The following is a 16,505-nucleotide window of genomic DNA, read 5'->3' on the forward strand; positions in this document are numbered from 1 at the left end:
GCCTGAAGGCGGCGGCGGTCCTAACTACCCGAACATGTAACTTCCTCACGCGCACAGCGGGACAAGCTGCGCGCGTTCAAGTGATTCCAAGGAGTCTCAAGTGCAAAGAGAAGTGGTTGTTGTCAGTGGTGTGCGCACCGCGATCGGCAAGTTTGGCGGAAGCCTGAAGGACATTCCGCCCTCCGAACTCGGAGCGCTTGTCGTACGTGAGGTGCTGGCACGGGCCGGCGTGGAGGGCGATCAGGTCGGTCAGGTCGTATTCGGCAACGTGATAGCCACCGAACCCAAAGACCTGTACCTGTCGCGCGTAGCTGCGATCAACGGCGGCGTTAGCGAAACGACACCGGCTTTCAACGTCAATCGTCTGTGCGGCTCAGGCTTGCAGGCCATTGTCTCCGCAGCGCAATCCATTCTGCTCGGCGATGCCGACATCGCGATCGGCGGCGGCGCGGAGAACATGAGCCGTGCGCCCTACATCACGCCTGACGCACGCTTTGGCGCACGAATGGGCGACACCCGCCTGATCGACATGATGCTCGGGGCGTTGAACGATCCGTTCCATACAGTACCGATGGGTGTGACTGCCGAGAACGTCGCCAGCAAGTACGGCATTACGCGCGAACAGCAGGACGCACTCGCAGTCGAATCGCATCGGCGCGCCGCCCATGCCATTGCCGAAGGCCGCTTCAAGGATCAGATCCTGCCGATTACGCGGACCGTAAAAGGCAAACAGGTCGTTTTCGACACCGACGAACATGTGCGTCTGGAACTCGATCCCGCTGAACTGAGCGGATTGCGGCCCGTTTTCCAGAAGGAAAACGGCACGGTCACCGCAGGCAACGCATCCGGTATCAACGATGCGGCAGCCGCTGTTCTTTTGATGTCGCGCGAAGCGGCGGATGCGCGCGGCCTGAAACCGCTGGCCCGGCTCGTGTCATACGCGCATGCCGGCGTCGATCCTCTCTATATGGGCATCGGCCCGGTGCCCGCCACGCGCATTGCACTCCAGCGCGCCGGCCTCGGCATCGGCGATCTCGACGTGATCGAGGCGAACGAGGCCTTTGCCGCGCAGGCCTGCGCCGTGACGCAGCAGCTCGAACTCGACCCGCTCAAGGTGAACCCGAATGGCTCCGGCATTTCGCTCGGTCATCCGATCGGCGCGACGGGTGCGCTGATTACCGTCAAGGCGCTGTATGAATTGCAGCGTATCAACGGGCGGTTTGCGCTGGTTACGATGTGTATCGGAGGCGGCCAGGGTATTGCGGCTATTTTCGAGCGCCTACAATAGAACACTGTGTCGCATTGCTGACAAGGAATAGCCATGACAATCAATACCGTTGGGATAATTGGTGCAGGGACGATGGGCAACGGCATCGCTCAGGTCGTCGCAGTCGCGGGACTGAAGGCGATCATGATCGATGTCAACGAGGCGGCGCTTGCGAAGGGCCTGGCCACGCTGACAGGCAGCCTCGAACGGCTGGTCGCCAAGGGCAAGCTCGACGCGGCGGTGAAAGAGGCTGCCCTCTCGCGCATCGAGACGTCCACCGACTATCAGCGCCTCACCACCGTCGACCTCGTGATCGAGGCCGCCACGGAAAATACCGATCTGAAGATCCGCATCTTGCGGCAGATCGAATCCGTCGCGCGGCCGGAGACGATCATTGCATCGAATACCTCGTCGATCTCGATCACCGCACTCGGGGCCGCGCTGACCGATGCGTCTCGCTTCATCGGCATGCACTTCTTCAATCCGGTGCCGCTCCTGCCGCTCGTCGAAATCATTCGTGGCATACAGACCAGCGCGGCCACGATTGAGGCTGTACGTGAGCTGACAGTCAAGCTCGACAAGTCACCGATCAGCGTAAAGAACGCACCGGGCTTCGTGGTGAACCGCATTCTGGTGCCGATGATCAACGAAGCGTTTTTCGTGCTCGCTGAAGGCATCGCCACGGCGGAGGAGATCGACCTCGGCATGCGCCTCGGCGCGAATCACCCGATTGGCCCTCTGGCGCTCGCGGATCTGATCGGGCTCGACGTTTGCCTGTCGGTCCTCGATGTGTTCCTGAAGGACTTCGGCGATTCGAAATATCGCGCAAGCCCATTACTGCGCGAGTTGGTAGCGGCAGGCCACCTTGGACGCAAGGTGGGTCAGGGCGTCTATCGCTACGACTAGAGGTTCGGCAAGGCGATCGGCCACGGTGTCACCCGCGGCCGATTGCGAGCCATTACCCCGCGAACGGCTGCACGCCAATCGGTGACAACGTGGGCCGAACGCGACATCAGGTCATGCAGCACAGCCCACCAATCGTCGCTTTTTAGCGACACGCTGGCGCTTGCAAAAGCGAGCCGATGGTCTATGGCTCGATCTCGAATGGCGGCGCCTGCCGCGTCAAACCGCTCGCATGCCTGCTGCACATTGCAGGCATTTCCATCAGACATGTGACCGCCTTATTGTTCCTGATTCTGGAAGGAACCAATCCATATTATGCGATATGAGGCAAAAAACTCACCGACTATGCTCCCGGTTTCAGCCTCACCCAGCCAGTCTTCGAGGGCATTGAGGCGGTCAAATGAACAATCATAGTTAGGACAACCGTCTGATGAAAAAAGCCGTTATTTCCAGTGCCGCCGTGTCACTTTTCGTCCTTGCCGCGTCCCCCGCATTCGCACAGAGCTCGGTCACGCTGTATGGTCTCGTCGATACGGCGCTCCGCTATCAGACGAATGCCGCCCCGGATGGCAAAGACCAGTTCAGCATGACGGTCGGCCCGGAAACCCACAGCCGTTGGGGCCTGAAAGGCACCGAAGACCTGGGCGGCGGCCTGTCCGCGATTTTCCGCCTTGAAAACGGCTTCGAACTCAACTCCGGGCAACTGCATCAGGCAAACACGCTGTTCAGTCGACAAGCGTTTGTCGGCCTGTCGAGCGACAAGTACGGCACGCTGACCTTCGGTAACCAATATGCGCCGCTCTACGACACCATGGGCGATGTGTTCGACCCGATGACCGTCGGCGATTACTGGCAAGACAGCTGGGCATGGAATGGTATTGGCCCGTACCTCACGATCAACAACTCGGTGAAGTACAAGGCATCGTTCAATGGCCTGAGCATCGACGCAATCTATGGCTTCGGCAATCAGGCGGGCGCGGTCGGACTCGGCAGCACGTATGGCGTGGAAGTAACGTATACGCACGGTCCCGCATCGCTCGACGCAGGCTTCCAGCAAACCTCGGTGACGTCCGCAAGTGGCAGCCTCGTCAATGGCGCAAAGATCAACATGCTGCACGTGAGCGGCGCGTACCAGATCACACCCACCGTACGCCTGCTGGCCGGCTGGTTGCGCGCGCAGGATCGCAGCGGCACCACTGACGCCAACATGCAGCAAGCGGGCGCGCCGAAACTGCCGGGCAGCAGCCCGAACCGTATCGACGACACGCTCTACATTGGCGGCAACTGGCAGGCAACGGCGCCGCTTCTGATCACCGTGGCCGGTTACTACGGTCACGCTCGCAATGCCGAGAAAATCGACGGCACACTCGGCTCGGGTATCAACTACTCCGCCACCGTTCTCGCCGAATACTCGCTGTCGAAGCACACGGAAGTGTATGGCACCGTGGACTTCGCGCGCGGCAATGGCGCATTCGCCGCCGACTACCCCGGCTCGACCAACCCGGCCACCGGCGCGGTCGACACCGTTGGCCGCACCAACAACGTCGGCGCGGCAGTCGGCATCCGCAAAATGTTTTAAAGCCGTATGGGACGGATCTGCCGACACGCGTCAGTCGGCGCCCGGCAGATCCGTCGCCGTCACATCGACGTGAGGCAGACTCCTCGCCAGTCGCGGGATCAACTCCATGACGGGCAGCCGCAGCGTTTCCGCCATCTCGTCGATCGTGATCGACTGGTCGCCGTCCTGACCCAGCAACGTAACGACACTGCCGGTTCGCGCCTGTGCAATGTCCGTGATATCGATCACGGTATGCTGGAAAGAGCGGCGTCCGACGATGCGCGCCGCCTGCCCGTGCACCAGCACGCGACCCAACGGCGGCACATGATTCAGACCGTCCCAGAAGCCAATCGGCACCACACCGATGCGCACACCGCGTTCGAGCCGGATCGGCTCCGCATAGCCGATGCCGAGCATGGACCCGGCCGGATGCTCCTGAACGTGAATGATGCGCCCGCGCACGGCCCGCAACATCGGTCGCAACGGTGCGCGGGCCATCCAGCCCGCGTCGAGCGCGCCGTATAGCAGTCGCCCGGGATCAACCGCCTGATACGCCAGATGCGGATGCGCGAGCATGACTCGCGAGCTCGCCAGCATCGTCGTCACGTTATCGAATCCCGCCGCGCGCGCATCGGCCAGCGCCGCATCGAATACGCCGGCCTGCTTGTGCGTCACATCATCGCTCTCCGGCGAACTCAGATGCGTGTACACGCCTTTGAGCCGAACGGTCGACTGATCGCGCAGTGCTTCGAACGCGGCCTGCCATTGCGACGGCAGAAAGCCGAAGCGCCCGAAGCCCGGATCGATTTCGACGAAGGCATCGACGGCCACGCCGGCCTCGATGAATGCGCGCAGGCTTTCCTGACTCTGGATCGTCACCGTCAATCCCAACGCTGCGACCCGCGCCGCATCCTCGGGCAAGGTCGACGCAAACAGCAGGATGTCGCGATCGATGCCCGCGCGGCGAATCGCGACGCCCTCTTCCGGGCTGCCGACGCAAAAGCCGTCCACACCCGCTTGCGCCGCCAGCCGTGCAACCTTCGCGGCACCGAAGCCAAAACCATCGCCCTTGCAAACGAAGTAGATTTTCGTGGCTCGCCCCACCTGTTCGCGCGCGAGCGCCAGATTCGCCGCGATAGCGCCATAGTCGAGCTCGGCCCAGCTGGGACGCAGCAAGCGCATGCGTTGAGTATCGGTGTCTGGCGCGAGGATTGAACCGGTCATAGTCAAAGCACCTGTCGTAGTCAGAGTTTGCCGAGAGCCGCGGCATCGGCACCGGTGGATTGCAGGAACAGCGCCTCCTGCTTCGCCACGCGCTCCTGACTGGTCAGCGTCTGGAGGCGCTCACGCAGCTCGGCGGTGCGCTGCCCGTCTATGTCGCGCGCCGCGCCTTCGAGCACGACGCCGTACACTTCGCGCGCCAGCTGCTCCGTGATGCGATCGTCCAGCACGTCCTCGCGCACGGCTTGCGGCGAACGCGTCAACGGATCGCCATGGCCCGCGCCGCCCGCCGCGATATGGCAGAAACGGTCGCCCTTGCGAAGCGCGGTCACCGTGCTCGGCATGGTCGGCAGCAATGTGCTTTGACCGTCGCGTGTCAGCAGATTGAGTGACGGGGACCCGCTCAGCCCACCGTGCGAGCCAGTCGGCCGATGCGCGCGCCGGTCCGAGCGCAGTCCGAGCAACGCATGGTCGCTGCGCAGTTCATAAGCGCGGCGCATGGCGAGGCCGCCGCGATGCCGGCCCGCGCCGCCCGAGTTGGTGACGAATCCGTATTCGGTGATCTTGAGCGGCAGACGTGCCTCGATCAATTCGACCGGCTGGTTCGACAGGTTGCCGAGCGGATTCGCAATGCCTTCGCAACCGTCGTTGCGGCCACCGCCCCAACTGCCGAGCACGCCGTCGGTAATCAGCCAGTTGGCGCCACGCGCGCCGCCCTCGCCATCCGGATTGCGCCCGGAAATCGACACGACCGACGGACCGCCTTCGCCCAGCGCCGGAATCGTATCCGGCACGATCTGCGCGAACGCGCCTTGCAACACGTCGAACATACGGTAAGCGATGATCCCGCGCGCCGCGCAGGCCGCCGGTTCAACGGGATTCACGATCGAGCCGCTTTCGGCGTACACCTGCACAGGCCGCGAAAACCCTTCGCAGTTCGGCACATCGACGCCGATCGCGCAACGCACCGCCGCATACGCGACCGATTGCGTGGTCGCGAACGGACCATTGATCGCGCCCTGCACCTGCGCGTCGGTCCCCGTCCAGTCGATGTTCACCACGTCGTCCGCCACCGTGACCTTGACGCGAAACGCGATCGGCACCGGCGTATCGCCCAGGCCGTCGATGAAATCCTCGTAACGGTATTCGCCATTCGGCATCGTGCTGATGGCCTGGCGCGTCAGACGCTCGGCGTAATCGTGCAGCGCTTCGACCAGCCTCCCGAAACCATCCGCGCCGTACTTGTCGAGCAATTGCACGAGCCCCCTTTCCCCCGCCTTGCAAGACGCCACCTGGGCACGCAGATCGCCGCGCAACTGGCCCGGCATGCGCGAGTTCGTCTCCAGCAGCGTGACGAGCGCGTCGTTGACCTCGCCGGCATCGCACAGCTTCATCAACGGAATCCGCAGACCTTCCTGATAGATTTCCGTTGCGCCGATCGCCATGCTGCCCGGCGCCATGCCGCCGATATCGGCATGGTGGACGATGGTCGCCACATAGCCTTCGATACGCGAGTCGTAAAACACCGGCTGAATCAGATACACATCCGGCAGATGCATGCCGCCCGACGTGTAGGGGTCGTTCATGATGTAGATGTCGCCGGGCTTGCCGGCCATGCCGAAGCGGCGCACCACGTTATCCATCGCGGCCGGAAACGCGCCGAGGTGAATCGGCAAGGTCAGGCCCTGCGCGATCACGCGGCCGGCGCGGTCGAATACCGCGGTGGAGAAGTCCATCGAATCACGCACGATCGGCGAATACGCCGTGCGCAGCACGACGAGCGCCATTTCGTCGGCGATCGAGCCGAGCGCGTTCTTGACGATTTCAAGCGTGATGGCATCGGTGCCCGCCGAAGCGGCCTGCAGGGTAGTCATGCGGATTGCTCCAGAAACGTGATGACAATGTTTTCGTGGGCATCGACGCGCGCGCCGGCATTCGGCGGCACGACGCAAGTCGAGTCGTACTCTTCGACGATCAACGGGCCGGTCATCGGCGCGGCGCGCAGATCGGCCCGCGAGATCACCGGGGTGTCGATGAAGCCGTGCGTCTTGCCGAAATACGCCCGGCGCCGCACCGGCGCGCGCGCAGCCGGCGAATTCGCGCGACTGCCGCCGGCGCGTTGCGCGTCGTAGGCGCGGTCTTTCTGCGAGCGCAGCGAACCGACCGCGCGCAGATTGACGAGTTCGATAACCTCGTCTGCGGACGCGTGGCCGTAAGTGCGTTCGTGTTCCGAATGAAACGCGGCGGCAATCGGCGCAATGTCGAGCGGTTCGCCGGCACGCCATTCGATCGGCACAGTCAGCTCGTAAGCCTGGCCCGTGTAGCGCAAATCCAGCGCGCACGTCACGGCGATATCGGCGAAGGCGTTGCCCTCGGCCGTCATGTCCGCCGTGGTCCGCGCTACGAGATCTTCGAGCGCGTTGCCCAATTGCATCGCGGCGGAGTGATCGAGGCGGCAGAACATCGTCTGCATGAACTCGTGCTGGGTCGACGAGAACAGCAGACCGAGCGCGCTGAACACGCCGGGGCTCGGCGGCACGATCACCGTCTTCATGTCGAGCAGCTCGGCGATCGCATGAACGATGACCGGCCCGTTGCCGCCGAACGCGAAGAGCGCGAATTCGCGCGGATCGCGGCCGCGATACGTCGATACGGCTTTCACCGCGCGCGTCATCGTGGAGGCCGCGATCGAGAACACGCCATACGCGGCTTCGTACAGATCCGTGTGCGTGGGCTCGGCGATCTGCGTGCGCATTGCGTCGAGCGACTTCTGCTGATTGATGCGCAACTCGCCGCCGGCAAGGAACGCCGGATTCAGATAGCCGAGCGTCAGCACGGCGTCGGTCAGCGTCGGAATCGTGCCGCCCGCGTCATAGCACACGGGGCCGGGCACCGAACCCGCCGAATCGGGGCCGACCTTGACGAGCCCGCCCGCGTCGATACGCACCAGACTGCCGCCGCCCGCGCCGATCTCCGAGACGTCGATGAACGGCAGCTTCACCGCGTGGCCGCCACCCTTCACGAGCTTGCTGCTGACGTTGATGCCCGCACCCACCTCGTACTCGGTAGTGCGCGCCGGCTCACCCTTCTCGATGATGGCCGCCTTCGCCGTGGTGCCGCCCATGTCCACCGTGATGCAATCGACGTAACCCGACGCGGCGGCGACCGAGGCACCCGCGATCACACCGGCCGCCGGCCCGGACTCGATGATCGTGGCCGGCTTCTGCATGACCATGGCCGCGCTCATCACGCCGCCGTTCGAATGCATGATCTGCACCGGGCCGGTCATGCCGATGCCGCGCAGCTTGTCGATCAGCGAATGCAGATAGCTCACCACCACGGGCCCGAGATACGCGTTGACGACGGTCGTGCTGGTGCGTTCGTATTCGCGGATTTCCGGCAGGATTTCATGCGAGCAGGTCAGATAGACGGAGTCGCCCAACACACTGCGCAACAGATCGCGAATGCGGATCTCGTGTTCCGGATTCGCATACGCATGGATCAGGCTGATCGCGACCGCTTCGATTTTCTCGTCGGCGATACGTTGCGCGATTTCCAGCACTTGCGCATCGTCGAGCGGCGTGTCGACCGAACCATCGGCGAGCAGGCGTTCGTCCACCTCGTAACGGTGCCGGCGTTTCGCGAGCGGCTCCGGTTTCTGATACGCGAGGTTGTAAAGCATCGGCACCCGCAGGCGGCCGATCTCGACCACGTCGCGAAAACCGCGCGTCGTGATCAGCGCCGTGCGCGCGCCTTTGCCTTCGAGCACCGTATTGGTGGCGACGGTGGTAGCGTGAACCAGTTCGGTTATCTGGCGCGGTTGCGCATCGAGCGAGGCGAGCAGCGCCTGCACACCCGCGACGATCGCAATGCCGTAGTCCTGCGGCGTGGACGAAACCTTCCTGGTATGAATCACGCCGTCATCGCCGATCACGACGATATCGGTGAAGGTCCCGCCGATATCGACACCGGCCCGGTAAAGTCTTTCAGTCATTACACACCTTGCTTGTTAGTCGATGCGGCGCAAACGCTTGGCGGGTTTGCGCCGGTCAATGCTGTACTGCTAGAACTTGTGAACGAGTCCCAGGCTGAACACGGCCTGGTTCTGTCCCGAAGAAGGCAACATGGTCTGAATCTGCGAGGCGAGCAGACCGTTCGAGGTCGCGGGCAATGGTCCGCCCGTAGGTCGCGGAAAACCGCCGCCGGCCGCGCGCAGATAAATCACCTCGGTGTAGATGGAGGTCCGCTTGGAGAGGAACTTGTCGACCAGCAGATTGACCTGATGCCAGTGCACCTGCGTAGGACCGCCCGGTCCGCCGGTGATGTTGTCGCTCGTGTACGTGTAGGCCATGCCGAAGAACAGCGTTGGATCGATCGTGAAGCGCGCATTCGCTTCATAGTTGTTGAAGCGATAGTTGATGCCGCTCGTCAGCGTCGTGCCCACGTTGTTGTAGATCGCGTTGCTGTACATCAGGCTCAGCTTGGCCGGTCCGATCACATACGACGCGCCGATGCCCGCAATCTGCTCGCGTTTGGACGTGATCGGCGCATCGCAACAAGTGATCGCACCGTTGGTGTTCACATTCGCGGTGGTGTTCACGCCCGGTTCGTTGTAGAGCGAATAGGCCGCCGCGATAGAAAACGCACCCTGCGAATAGATGCCGCCCACCGACCACATGCGGTTGTTCGCAAAGGCGCCGGGCGCGTTGCTGAATGCGTACATCGCCGTACCGGTGAAGCCCTTCAGATTCGGCGAGACGTATTTGATCGAGTTATTGACGCGCAGAAAGTCGTCGGTATTGTCGTTGTCGTACGGGTGCGAAAACATCACGCCGCCCCACGCGCCGTTGGACGTCATGGTCTGCAAGGTGCCGACGATCGCGTCGTACTGGCGGCCGAAGGTCAGCGTGCCGTAGTTCGTATTCGAGAAACCCACGAAAGCCTGGCGGCCGAACATGCGGTTGTTCTGACCGAGCGCGCCGTTGACCGGATTGAAGCCGCTCTCGAGCGTGAAGATCGCCTTGGTGCCGCCGCCGAGGTCTTCGGCGCCCCGCAGTCCCCAGCGGCTGCCGTACTCGCCGTTGCCGGTGAGTTGCACCGCGCTGTGGCCACCCTGATTCGACGAGTAGGTAATTGCCTCGTTGATGATCCCGTACAGCGTGACCGAACTCTGCGCATGAACGAGACCGCTCCCGCCCATCAAAACCGCCATGATGAATAACTTTTCCTTCACCGCTCTTCTCCAAACAAGGAATCGCGACACCCCGGTCGGCTAGCGATCGATTGATAATAGCAAATGAATCGATTCACCAAAGGCTCAAAAAAATATCCCAAGGTGGGCCGGCTCACTGCTTGACCCGGATCTTCTTTTCTACTGCTCGGACCGCCTCTCCTGTGTCGACCAGCGTTAGTGCTTTAGCATTTACTCTGGTCCCACCCCTATGATGTGCCGGCCGATGCCTTTCGGGATCGCCGCCAGCAACTCCGTCGTGTAGCGCTCGCGTGGTTCGAACAGCACCTGATCCACGGCTCCCGCTTCCACCACGCGCCCTTCCCGCATCACCACCACCCGCTGACACAGTTCGCCAACCAGCGCCAGATCGTGGCTGATCACGACCAGCGAGACACCGGCGCTTTGATGAAGATCGCGCAGCAGGCGAATGATCTCCGCCTGGATCGATACGTCGAGCGCGGAAGTCGGTTCATCGGCAACGACCAGTTCCGGACGGCGCGCGAGCGCCCGTGCAATACCCACGCGCTGGCGCTGACCGCCCGACAGCTGATGCGGATAGCGCGCCAGCACGAATGCAGGCAGCCGCACCATATCGAGCAACTGGCGCACCGGCACGCCGTCGTTGCCGATCGCTTCCGCGAGCGTCGTGGCGATCGTCTTGCGCGGGTTCAGCGAGTTCGTCGTGCTCTGGAACACCATCTGCACGCGCTGGCGGAACGTGGCGTTCTGCGAGCGCGTCATCGTGTTCAATGCGTCGCCCCTGAAACGGATCGAGCCGGCCGTCGGCGCGGTGAGGCCGACCATCATGCGCGCGACAGTCGATTTGCCGCTGCCGCTTTCGCCGACAATTGCGAGCGCATCGCCCTTCGCCACTTCCAGACTCACGCCCGACACGGCATGGAAGCGGCGCCGGTTGAACATGCGCTCCAGCGGCGAGCGCGCCAGCGCATAGGACTTGCCGACCTCCTGCAGCGCGAAGATCGGCTGCGCGGCCTGAGCGGCCTGAATGCCGTTCGGCACGTTAGCGGACATTACGCGTCTCCTCAGGTTGATGACGGCCGGCAGCACGCGTAGCCGGCAAACGCGGAATGCTCGCGATCAGATGCCGCGTGTATTCGTGCGAAGGCCGCAGAAAGATGTCTTCCACCGGGCCGGCTTCGACCACGTACCCCTGTTTCAGCACGACGGCGCGTGAACACAATTCGGCCATCAGGTCGAGGTTGTGCGTGATGAACACGAGGCCGAGATCCATTTCGTCCACCAGCGTTCTCAACAATTCGACGATCTGCGCCTGCACGGTCACGTCGAGCGCGGTGGTGGGTTCGTCCGCGAGCAGCAGCGCCGGTTCGCAGACAATCGCGGCGGCGATCATCGCGCGTTGCTTCATGCCGCCGCTCAGTTCGTGCGGATACGCCCGCGCCGTGGTGCGTGGATCTTTGAAGCCGACGCGTGCGAGCACGGCATGCACTTCGTTGCGGATCGCACGGCCGCGCAGTGGACGGTGGGCGCGGACCACGTCGGCGAGTTGCGCGCCGATCGTGAAGGCGGGATTGAGCGCCGTAGCCGGATCCTGAAAGATCATGGAGATGCGCCGTCCGCGCAATGCGCGCATGCGCGCCTCCGATGCACGGCCCAGATCTTCGCCGTCGAGCACGATACGCCCGCCGCTGATACGGCCAGCGTTGCCAAGCAGGCCGAGCACCGCCAGCGAAGCAACGCTCTTGCCCGAACCCGATTCGCCGACGAGCCCGACTGCCTCGCCACGTCCCACTTGCAAATCGAGCCCATGCAACACTTCGGTCTGCGTCTTGCCCGAACCGAACGTGACGTGCAGGTTTTCAATCGACAGCAGCGCTTCGTTCATAGCGACGCTCCCGTCAGGTTCGCCGCACGCGCATTGCGCCGCCGCGGATCGAGAATAGTGCGCATCGAGTCGCCGAACAGATTGAAGGCAAGCACGCTGACGAACACCGCTGCGCCCGGGAACACCGACACCCACCAGTTGTCGGTGAAAATCAGTGCGCGTGCATCGGAAAGCATCGCGCCCCAGCTCGGCGTAGGCGGTTGCACACCGAGTCCGATGAAACTGAGCGACGCCTCCACGATGATCGTCACGCCGAGCAGCAGCGACGCCTGGATCAGCACGGGCGAGATGATGTTGGGCAGCACATCGGACAACATGATGCGCGCGCCACTCGCGCCTTGCAGAACCCGTGCCGCGACATACTCCGCTTGCGACTCGGCCTTGGCGAGACTATGGGTAAGCCGCGCAAGACCCGGCGCGTACAGCACGCCGATCAGCAACACGAGCTTGGTCTCGTTCGAAATTGCGAGAAAGCCGATATGCAGCGTATCAGTGCCGGTAATGCCGACGAGCGCGATCGCCCAGATCAACAGCGGAATCGACGCGAGCACTTCCATTACTTTCATCAGCGTTTCGTCGAGCCAGGAGCCGGCCTTGTAACCGGCCACTAACCCAATGCCCGTACCCAGCACGAGGCCGATCGCAACCGCGCAGAGTCCAATCGACAGCGACGCGCGAGCGCCCCAGATGGTACGGCTCAGAATGTCACGGCCCACCTGGTCGGTGCCGAGCCAGAACGCCGCACTCGGCGCCTCCAGACGATGCTCGATATAGAGCTGCAGCGGATCCTTCAAGGGCAGCCACGGTGCGCACACTGCAATTACGCCCAGCAGCACGATCGTCACGAGACCGATCGCACCGGCCGGTTCATGCATCAGCGCGCGCAGCAGCCGGCCAGCCGATGCGAGCCAGGCGCCGATAACATGCGGCTTGCGTTGCACGTTGGGTAGAGATGAATCAGCCATCATGTTCTATTCGCCTTCGGATCGAGATAACCATGCAGGACGTCGGCGCACGTGTTCGACGCGATGAAGATCGTGGTGATGACGAGCACGATGGCCTGCACGGTCGGATAGTCACGCTGGAAGATCGCCGTGAGCAACGCGCGCGAGACGCCGGGCAAATTGAAGATCTGTTCGACGATCAATGCCCAGCCGAACATGTAGCCGTAACTCATCGCGGCGGTGCTCACGAGCGACGGCAATGCGTTCTTCAATGCATAGAGGCGAATACGCGACGGCGACAAACCGAGCGCTCTGGCGGTTCGCACGTAATCCTGCGAGAGCGCGTCGACCATGTTCGCCCGCACCAGACGGCTCAGCACGGAGATGTAGTACACCGACATCGTGAGTACGGGCAGCACCAGCGCGAGCAGATGCGTCGCCGCGCCGTCCGACCAGGGCGTGAGACCACCTACCGGAAACCACCCGGTTTTCAGCGCGACATAGCGGATCAGCAGCAGCCCCAGCCAGAACGACGGCACGGATAGACCCACGATTGCCACCGCACGCAGCAGATGGTCCGTGCCGCTGTTCTCTTTCAATGCCGCCACGGTGCCGAGCACGATCGACACCACAATCGTGAAGATGAACGACAGCGTGACGAGCTCGACGGTATTCGGCAGCGTATCGGCGATCTGCGGACCGATCGGATTGCCGGTCACGTAGGACTTGCCGAAATCGAGCGCGAGCGCACCGTTCAGCCACGTGCCGTACTGCGCGGCGACCGGCCGGTCGAGCCCATACTGATGATTGAACGCGGCGACCTGTTCGACGCTCGCGTCGCTACCCAATGTCAAACGCGCGGGCGATACGGGTGTGGCGCGGCACATGGCGAACAGCAACGCGCTGACCACCAGTAGCACGAGCACCGACGAAAACAGCCTCGAAACGGCTTTCATATCGACCTCATACCTTCGCCAGATAGACGTTGTCGAGCTTCAGCGAGAAGCCGGTGTTCACCTGAAAATCCTTCACGTTGCTGCGCCACAAATTCTGCACTTCCAGCGCACCGATCCAGACCGCCGGACAGTCACGCGCCAGCACTTGCTGAAGGCTCGCCAGGATCGGCTTGAGCGCAGCAGGATCGTCGACCAGATAGCTGTCGTCGATCAGCTTCAGCAGTTCTGCGCTTTCGTAGCCGCTCGCTTTCCACAGACTCTCGGTTGGGCGGAACAGCGCGTTGAGCAGGTAAGTCGGCTCTGGCGGTGCGATGAATCCGGTCAACGCCGCTGCGTGGTTGCCGACCAGCACCTGCGAGATCATCTGCCCAAAATCGAGCGGACGCAGATTGACACGGACACCCAGCGACGCGAGTTGCGCCTGAATGAAAAGCGCCGTCGACGACGTGTCGATCAGATACGCAGGCTGCACGTACAGCAAATCGAACGAAGCGCCGCTCGCGTATTTCGAGCTTTTCAACGCCGCTCGCGCGTGGTCCAGATTGAACGCCAGGCTTCCCGCCGAGCCGGAGTCGTACCACGACGACTCCGGCGCAAACGGCATGCTGCTCGCCTTCACTGCGCCGTAGCACAGATCACGGCAGATCTTCGCGCGGTCGAGCACGAGCGAAACGGCACGGCGAAACGCCAGATCGTCGAAAGGCGCCTTGCGGTTGTTCAGGCACATCATCAGCGGGCTGGTCGGCGAGGGACGGCTATCGCCCGCGAGGCCCGCCGACGTGCGGATCTGTGCAAACGTCTGGGCCGGCGGCGCACTGATGATCTGCGTCTGGTTCGACATCAGCGACGCGAGCCGTGACGACTCTTCCGGAATGATGCGAAACACGATCTTGTCCCAATGCGGCTCGCCTTTACCCCAGTAAGCCGGATTGCGCTTCAGTTCGACGAAGTCGTTCGCCTTCGACTGCACGAAGATCGCCGGGCCCGTGCCGACTCCGATCGGCGTCTGCTTGAAGTACTCCGCCGGGTGTTGCTCGCGGCTGCCCACTGGGAAAATGCCCATGTACTTCGACATGTAGTCGAGCAATGGCCGGTAGGGACGCTTGAGGCGGATCACGGCGGTATGCGCGTCCGGTGCGCTGACTGAGTCGATCACAGTCCAGAACGGCCGGCGGAATGCCTTGTTCGCGGGGTTCAACACGTAGTCGAAGCTGTACTTCACGTCGGCCGACGTAAAAGGCTGGCCGTTCTGAAAGTTCACGCCGCGCTGCAAATCGAACGTGTACGTCAGTTTGTCAGGCGAAATCGTCCACGCGCGCGCCAGTTGCGGCACCCGCTGGCCGCGTGCGTCGATGCCGACCAGATTCTCGAAGATCAACTGGTTGATCGCCATGACGTCGTGATTCGGCTGGTTGAGCGGATCGAGCGTTTGCGGATTGCTCGGAATGGCAACCGACAGTACCCCTGCTTCGGCCGCGAATACCCGGCCTTCGAGCGCGAACGGCAGGGAAAGCCCCGCAATGCTTGCGGCGCCCGCGCGGAGCAGTTGGCGTCGCCTGTTGCTGAAAGTCATGAAATCCTCTGCTTTTCCAATGCCGCGCAACTCACCGCGTCTTTCGTGAATCGATTCACAGACAATAGTGAGCTTAGTGCAGCGAGTCAACTTTTCAAAAATATCGGAAACCCTGATTGGCGGGTTCAGCGCGCGTTGCGACGGGCCTAGGCGAGCAGCAACGAGGCGTCGGCGAGCGACAGCACCGTGGTGCGCGAATCGAATGCGGTGGAAAAGAGATGATCATGGACGACCTGATCCGGGTCGAAACAGCAATCCTTCACGGTGTATAAGCGGAAGTCCGAATCGCTCGCATAGGCGACTGACGACAGCACCACGCCGGTCGACGCAATGCCGGCCATGATCAGCGAATCGATACCCTGCGCGGAAAGCCGCGCCTGCAGATCAGTGCCGAAAAATACGCTGGCCCGATGCCCGATGATGAGCGGCTCGTTGGCCTGCTGGCCGAGTTCCGGCGCGATCCTGTCGTTGATGAAAAGGCCGAGTTGCTTGAGCCCCTGCCCGTTCTTGTTCAACGGACTGACTTCCGGATAGCCCGGACTGAACTGGATCTTGGCGAAGTAGACGCTGACGCCTTTAGCCCGCGCGGCATCGCACAGCTTGCGTGTATTGGCGAGCAGAGTAGGCGCGACGGCCGGAAAGAGCGCCAGGATGTCGGTCTGATAATGCATGACCACCAGCGCTGTTTGCGCCGGCACGATCGCGGGAATCCGCGCACCCACGCTCTGCGCGGACGCGGCGCTGATTCCGCCCTCCCCACAGCCATCGAGACCCAGTCCGGTCGCCACTGCGCCGGCAAACACGCCCGCCGTTTTCATAAACCGTCGGCGGCCTGCGCGGCCGCCGCCCTTGCTGTTGTCCTGACCCGACTGTACCCCGTTTTTCCTGTCGCTCATATTGCGCCTCGCGTTTTGGTGAATCGATTCACTACAGGTAGGTACGCACTGTCGGCGGCGAAAAATCCGCTGTCAAGAAACTTTGCGATC

At 62.6% G+C, this 16,505-nt stretch carries 14 protein-coding genes; 3 read left to right on the forward strand and 11 right to left on the reverse strand.

Annotated elements, in window-relative coordinates; all coding sequences use genetic code 11:
- Positions 1–100: 100 nt before the first annotated feature.
- The gene (bktB, locus tag P0D71_RS14890) at positions 101–1,288 is read left to right on the forward strand and encodes a beta-ketothiolase BktB (protein WP_408295184.1); all 1,188 of its coding nucleotides are present in this window, start codon (positions 101–103) and stop codon (positions 1,286–1,288) included.
- A gap of 33 nt (positions 1,289–1,321) precedes the next feature.
- Positions 1,322–2,173 (forward strand): 3-hydroxybutyryl-CoA dehydrogenase, encoded by an 852-nt coding sequence (locus P0D71_RS14895; protein WP_091805982.1) that lies wholly within the window; start codon positions 1,322–1,324, stop codon positions 2,171–2,173.
- Here the strand turns inward: P0D71_RS14895 and P0D71_RS14900 are convergent.
- Positions 2,170–2,439 (reverse strand): hypothetical protein, encoded by a 270-nt coding sequence (locus tag P0D71_RS14900; RefSeq protein WP_408480749.1) that lies wholly within the window; start codon positions 2,437–2,439, stop codon positions 2,170–2,172. The genes P0D71_RS14895 and P0D71_RS14900 overlap by 4 nt on opposite strands.
- 161 nt (positions 2,440–2,600) lie before the next feature.
- Here P0D71_RS14900 and P0D71_RS14905 point away from each other — a divergent pair, with 161 nt between their 5' ends.
- Entirely contained in the window at positions 2,601–3,749 is a 1,149-nt protein-coding gene (locus tag P0D71_RS14905; protein ID WP_408187197.1) for a porin, read from the forward strand.
- Positions 3,750–3,779: 30 nt separating this feature from the next.
- Here the strand turns inward: P0D71_RS14905 and alr are convergent, their stop codons facing one another.
- From alr to P0D71_RS14955, 10 genes are all read right to left on the reverse strand, one after another.
- The gene (gene alr / locus P0D71_RS14910; protein WP_408187196.1) at positions 3,780–4,952 is read right to left on the reverse strand and encodes an alanine racemase; all 1,173 of its coding nucleotides are present in this window, start codon (positions 4,950–4,952) and stop codon (positions 3,780–3,782) included.
- Between the two features lie 20 nt (positions 4,953–4,972).
- Complete coding sequence (locus P0D71_RS14915) at positions 4,973–6,823, reverse strand: hydantoinase B/oxoprolinase family protein (protein ID WP_408480751.1); 1,851 nt, start codon at positions 6,821–6,823, stop codon at positions 4,973–4,975.
- On the reverse strand, positions 6,820–8,943 hold the full coding sequence (locus P0D71_RS14920; protein WP_408480753.1) for a hydantoinase/oxoprolinase family protein: 2,124 nt from the start codon (positions 8,941–8,943) through the stop codon (positions 6,820–6,822). Before P0D71_RS14920 ends, P0D71_RS14915 begins: the two co-directional genes overlap by 4 nt.
- Positions 8,944–9,012: 69 nt before the next feature.
- Positions 9,013–10,182, reverse strand: a complete 1,170-nt coding sequence (locus tag P0D71_RS14925; protein ID WP_408480755.1) for a porin — start codon at positions 10,180–10,182, stop codon at positions 9,013–9,015.
- Between the two features lie 189 nt (positions 10,183–10,371).
- Complete coding sequence (locus P0D71_RS14930; RefSeq protein ID WP_408480756.1) at positions 10,372–11,214, reverse strand: ABC transporter ATP-binding protein; 843 nt, start codon at positions 11,212–11,214, stop codon at positions 10,372–10,374.
- A complete protein-coding gene (locus P0D71_RS14935; protein WP_091805962.1) occupies positions 11,204–12,046 on the reverse strand; it encodes an ATP-binding cassette domain-containing protein in 843 nt (280 codons plus the stop codon). Before P0D71_RS14935 ends, P0D71_RS14930 begins: the two co-directional genes overlap by 11 nt.
- Positions 12,043–13,014, reverse strand: coding sequence for an ABC transporter permease (locus P0D71_RS14940; protein ID WP_408295160.1), 972 nt, complete (start codon positions 13,012–13,014; stop codon positions 12,043–12,045). Before P0D71_RS14940 ends, P0D71_RS14935 begins: the two co-directional genes overlap by 4 nt.
- Positions 13,011–13,946: an ABC transporter permease gene (locus P0D71_RS14945; RefSeq protein ID WP_408295157.1), complete on the reverse strand. Its 936-nt coding sequence runs from the start codon at positions 13,944–13,946 to the stop codon at positions 13,011–13,013. Before P0D71_RS14945 ends, P0D71_RS14940 begins: the two co-directional genes overlap by 4 nt.
- Before the next feature lie 7 nt (positions 13,947–13,953).
- Entirely contained in the window at positions 13,954–15,519 is a 1,566-nt protein-coding gene (locus P0D71_RS14950) for an ABC transporter substrate-binding protein (RefSeq protein WP_408480757.1), read from the reverse strand.
- 146 nt (positions 15,520–15,665) lie between these two features.
- Positions 15,666–16,337: a cysteine hydrolase family protein gene (locus P0D71_RS14955; protein WP_408480917.1), complete on the reverse strand. Its 672-nt coding sequence runs from the start codon at positions 16,335–16,337 to the stop codon at positions 15,666–15,668.
- Between the last annotated feature and the right edge of the window lie 168 nt (positions 16,338–16,505).

Origin of the sequence: Paraburkholderia sp. RL17-383-BIF-A, assembly GCF_046028015.1 — a bacterium.
In the GTDB taxonomy this organism is placed as follows: Bacteria; Pseudomonadota; Gammaproteobacteria; order Burkholderiales; family Burkholderiaceae; genus Paraburkholderia.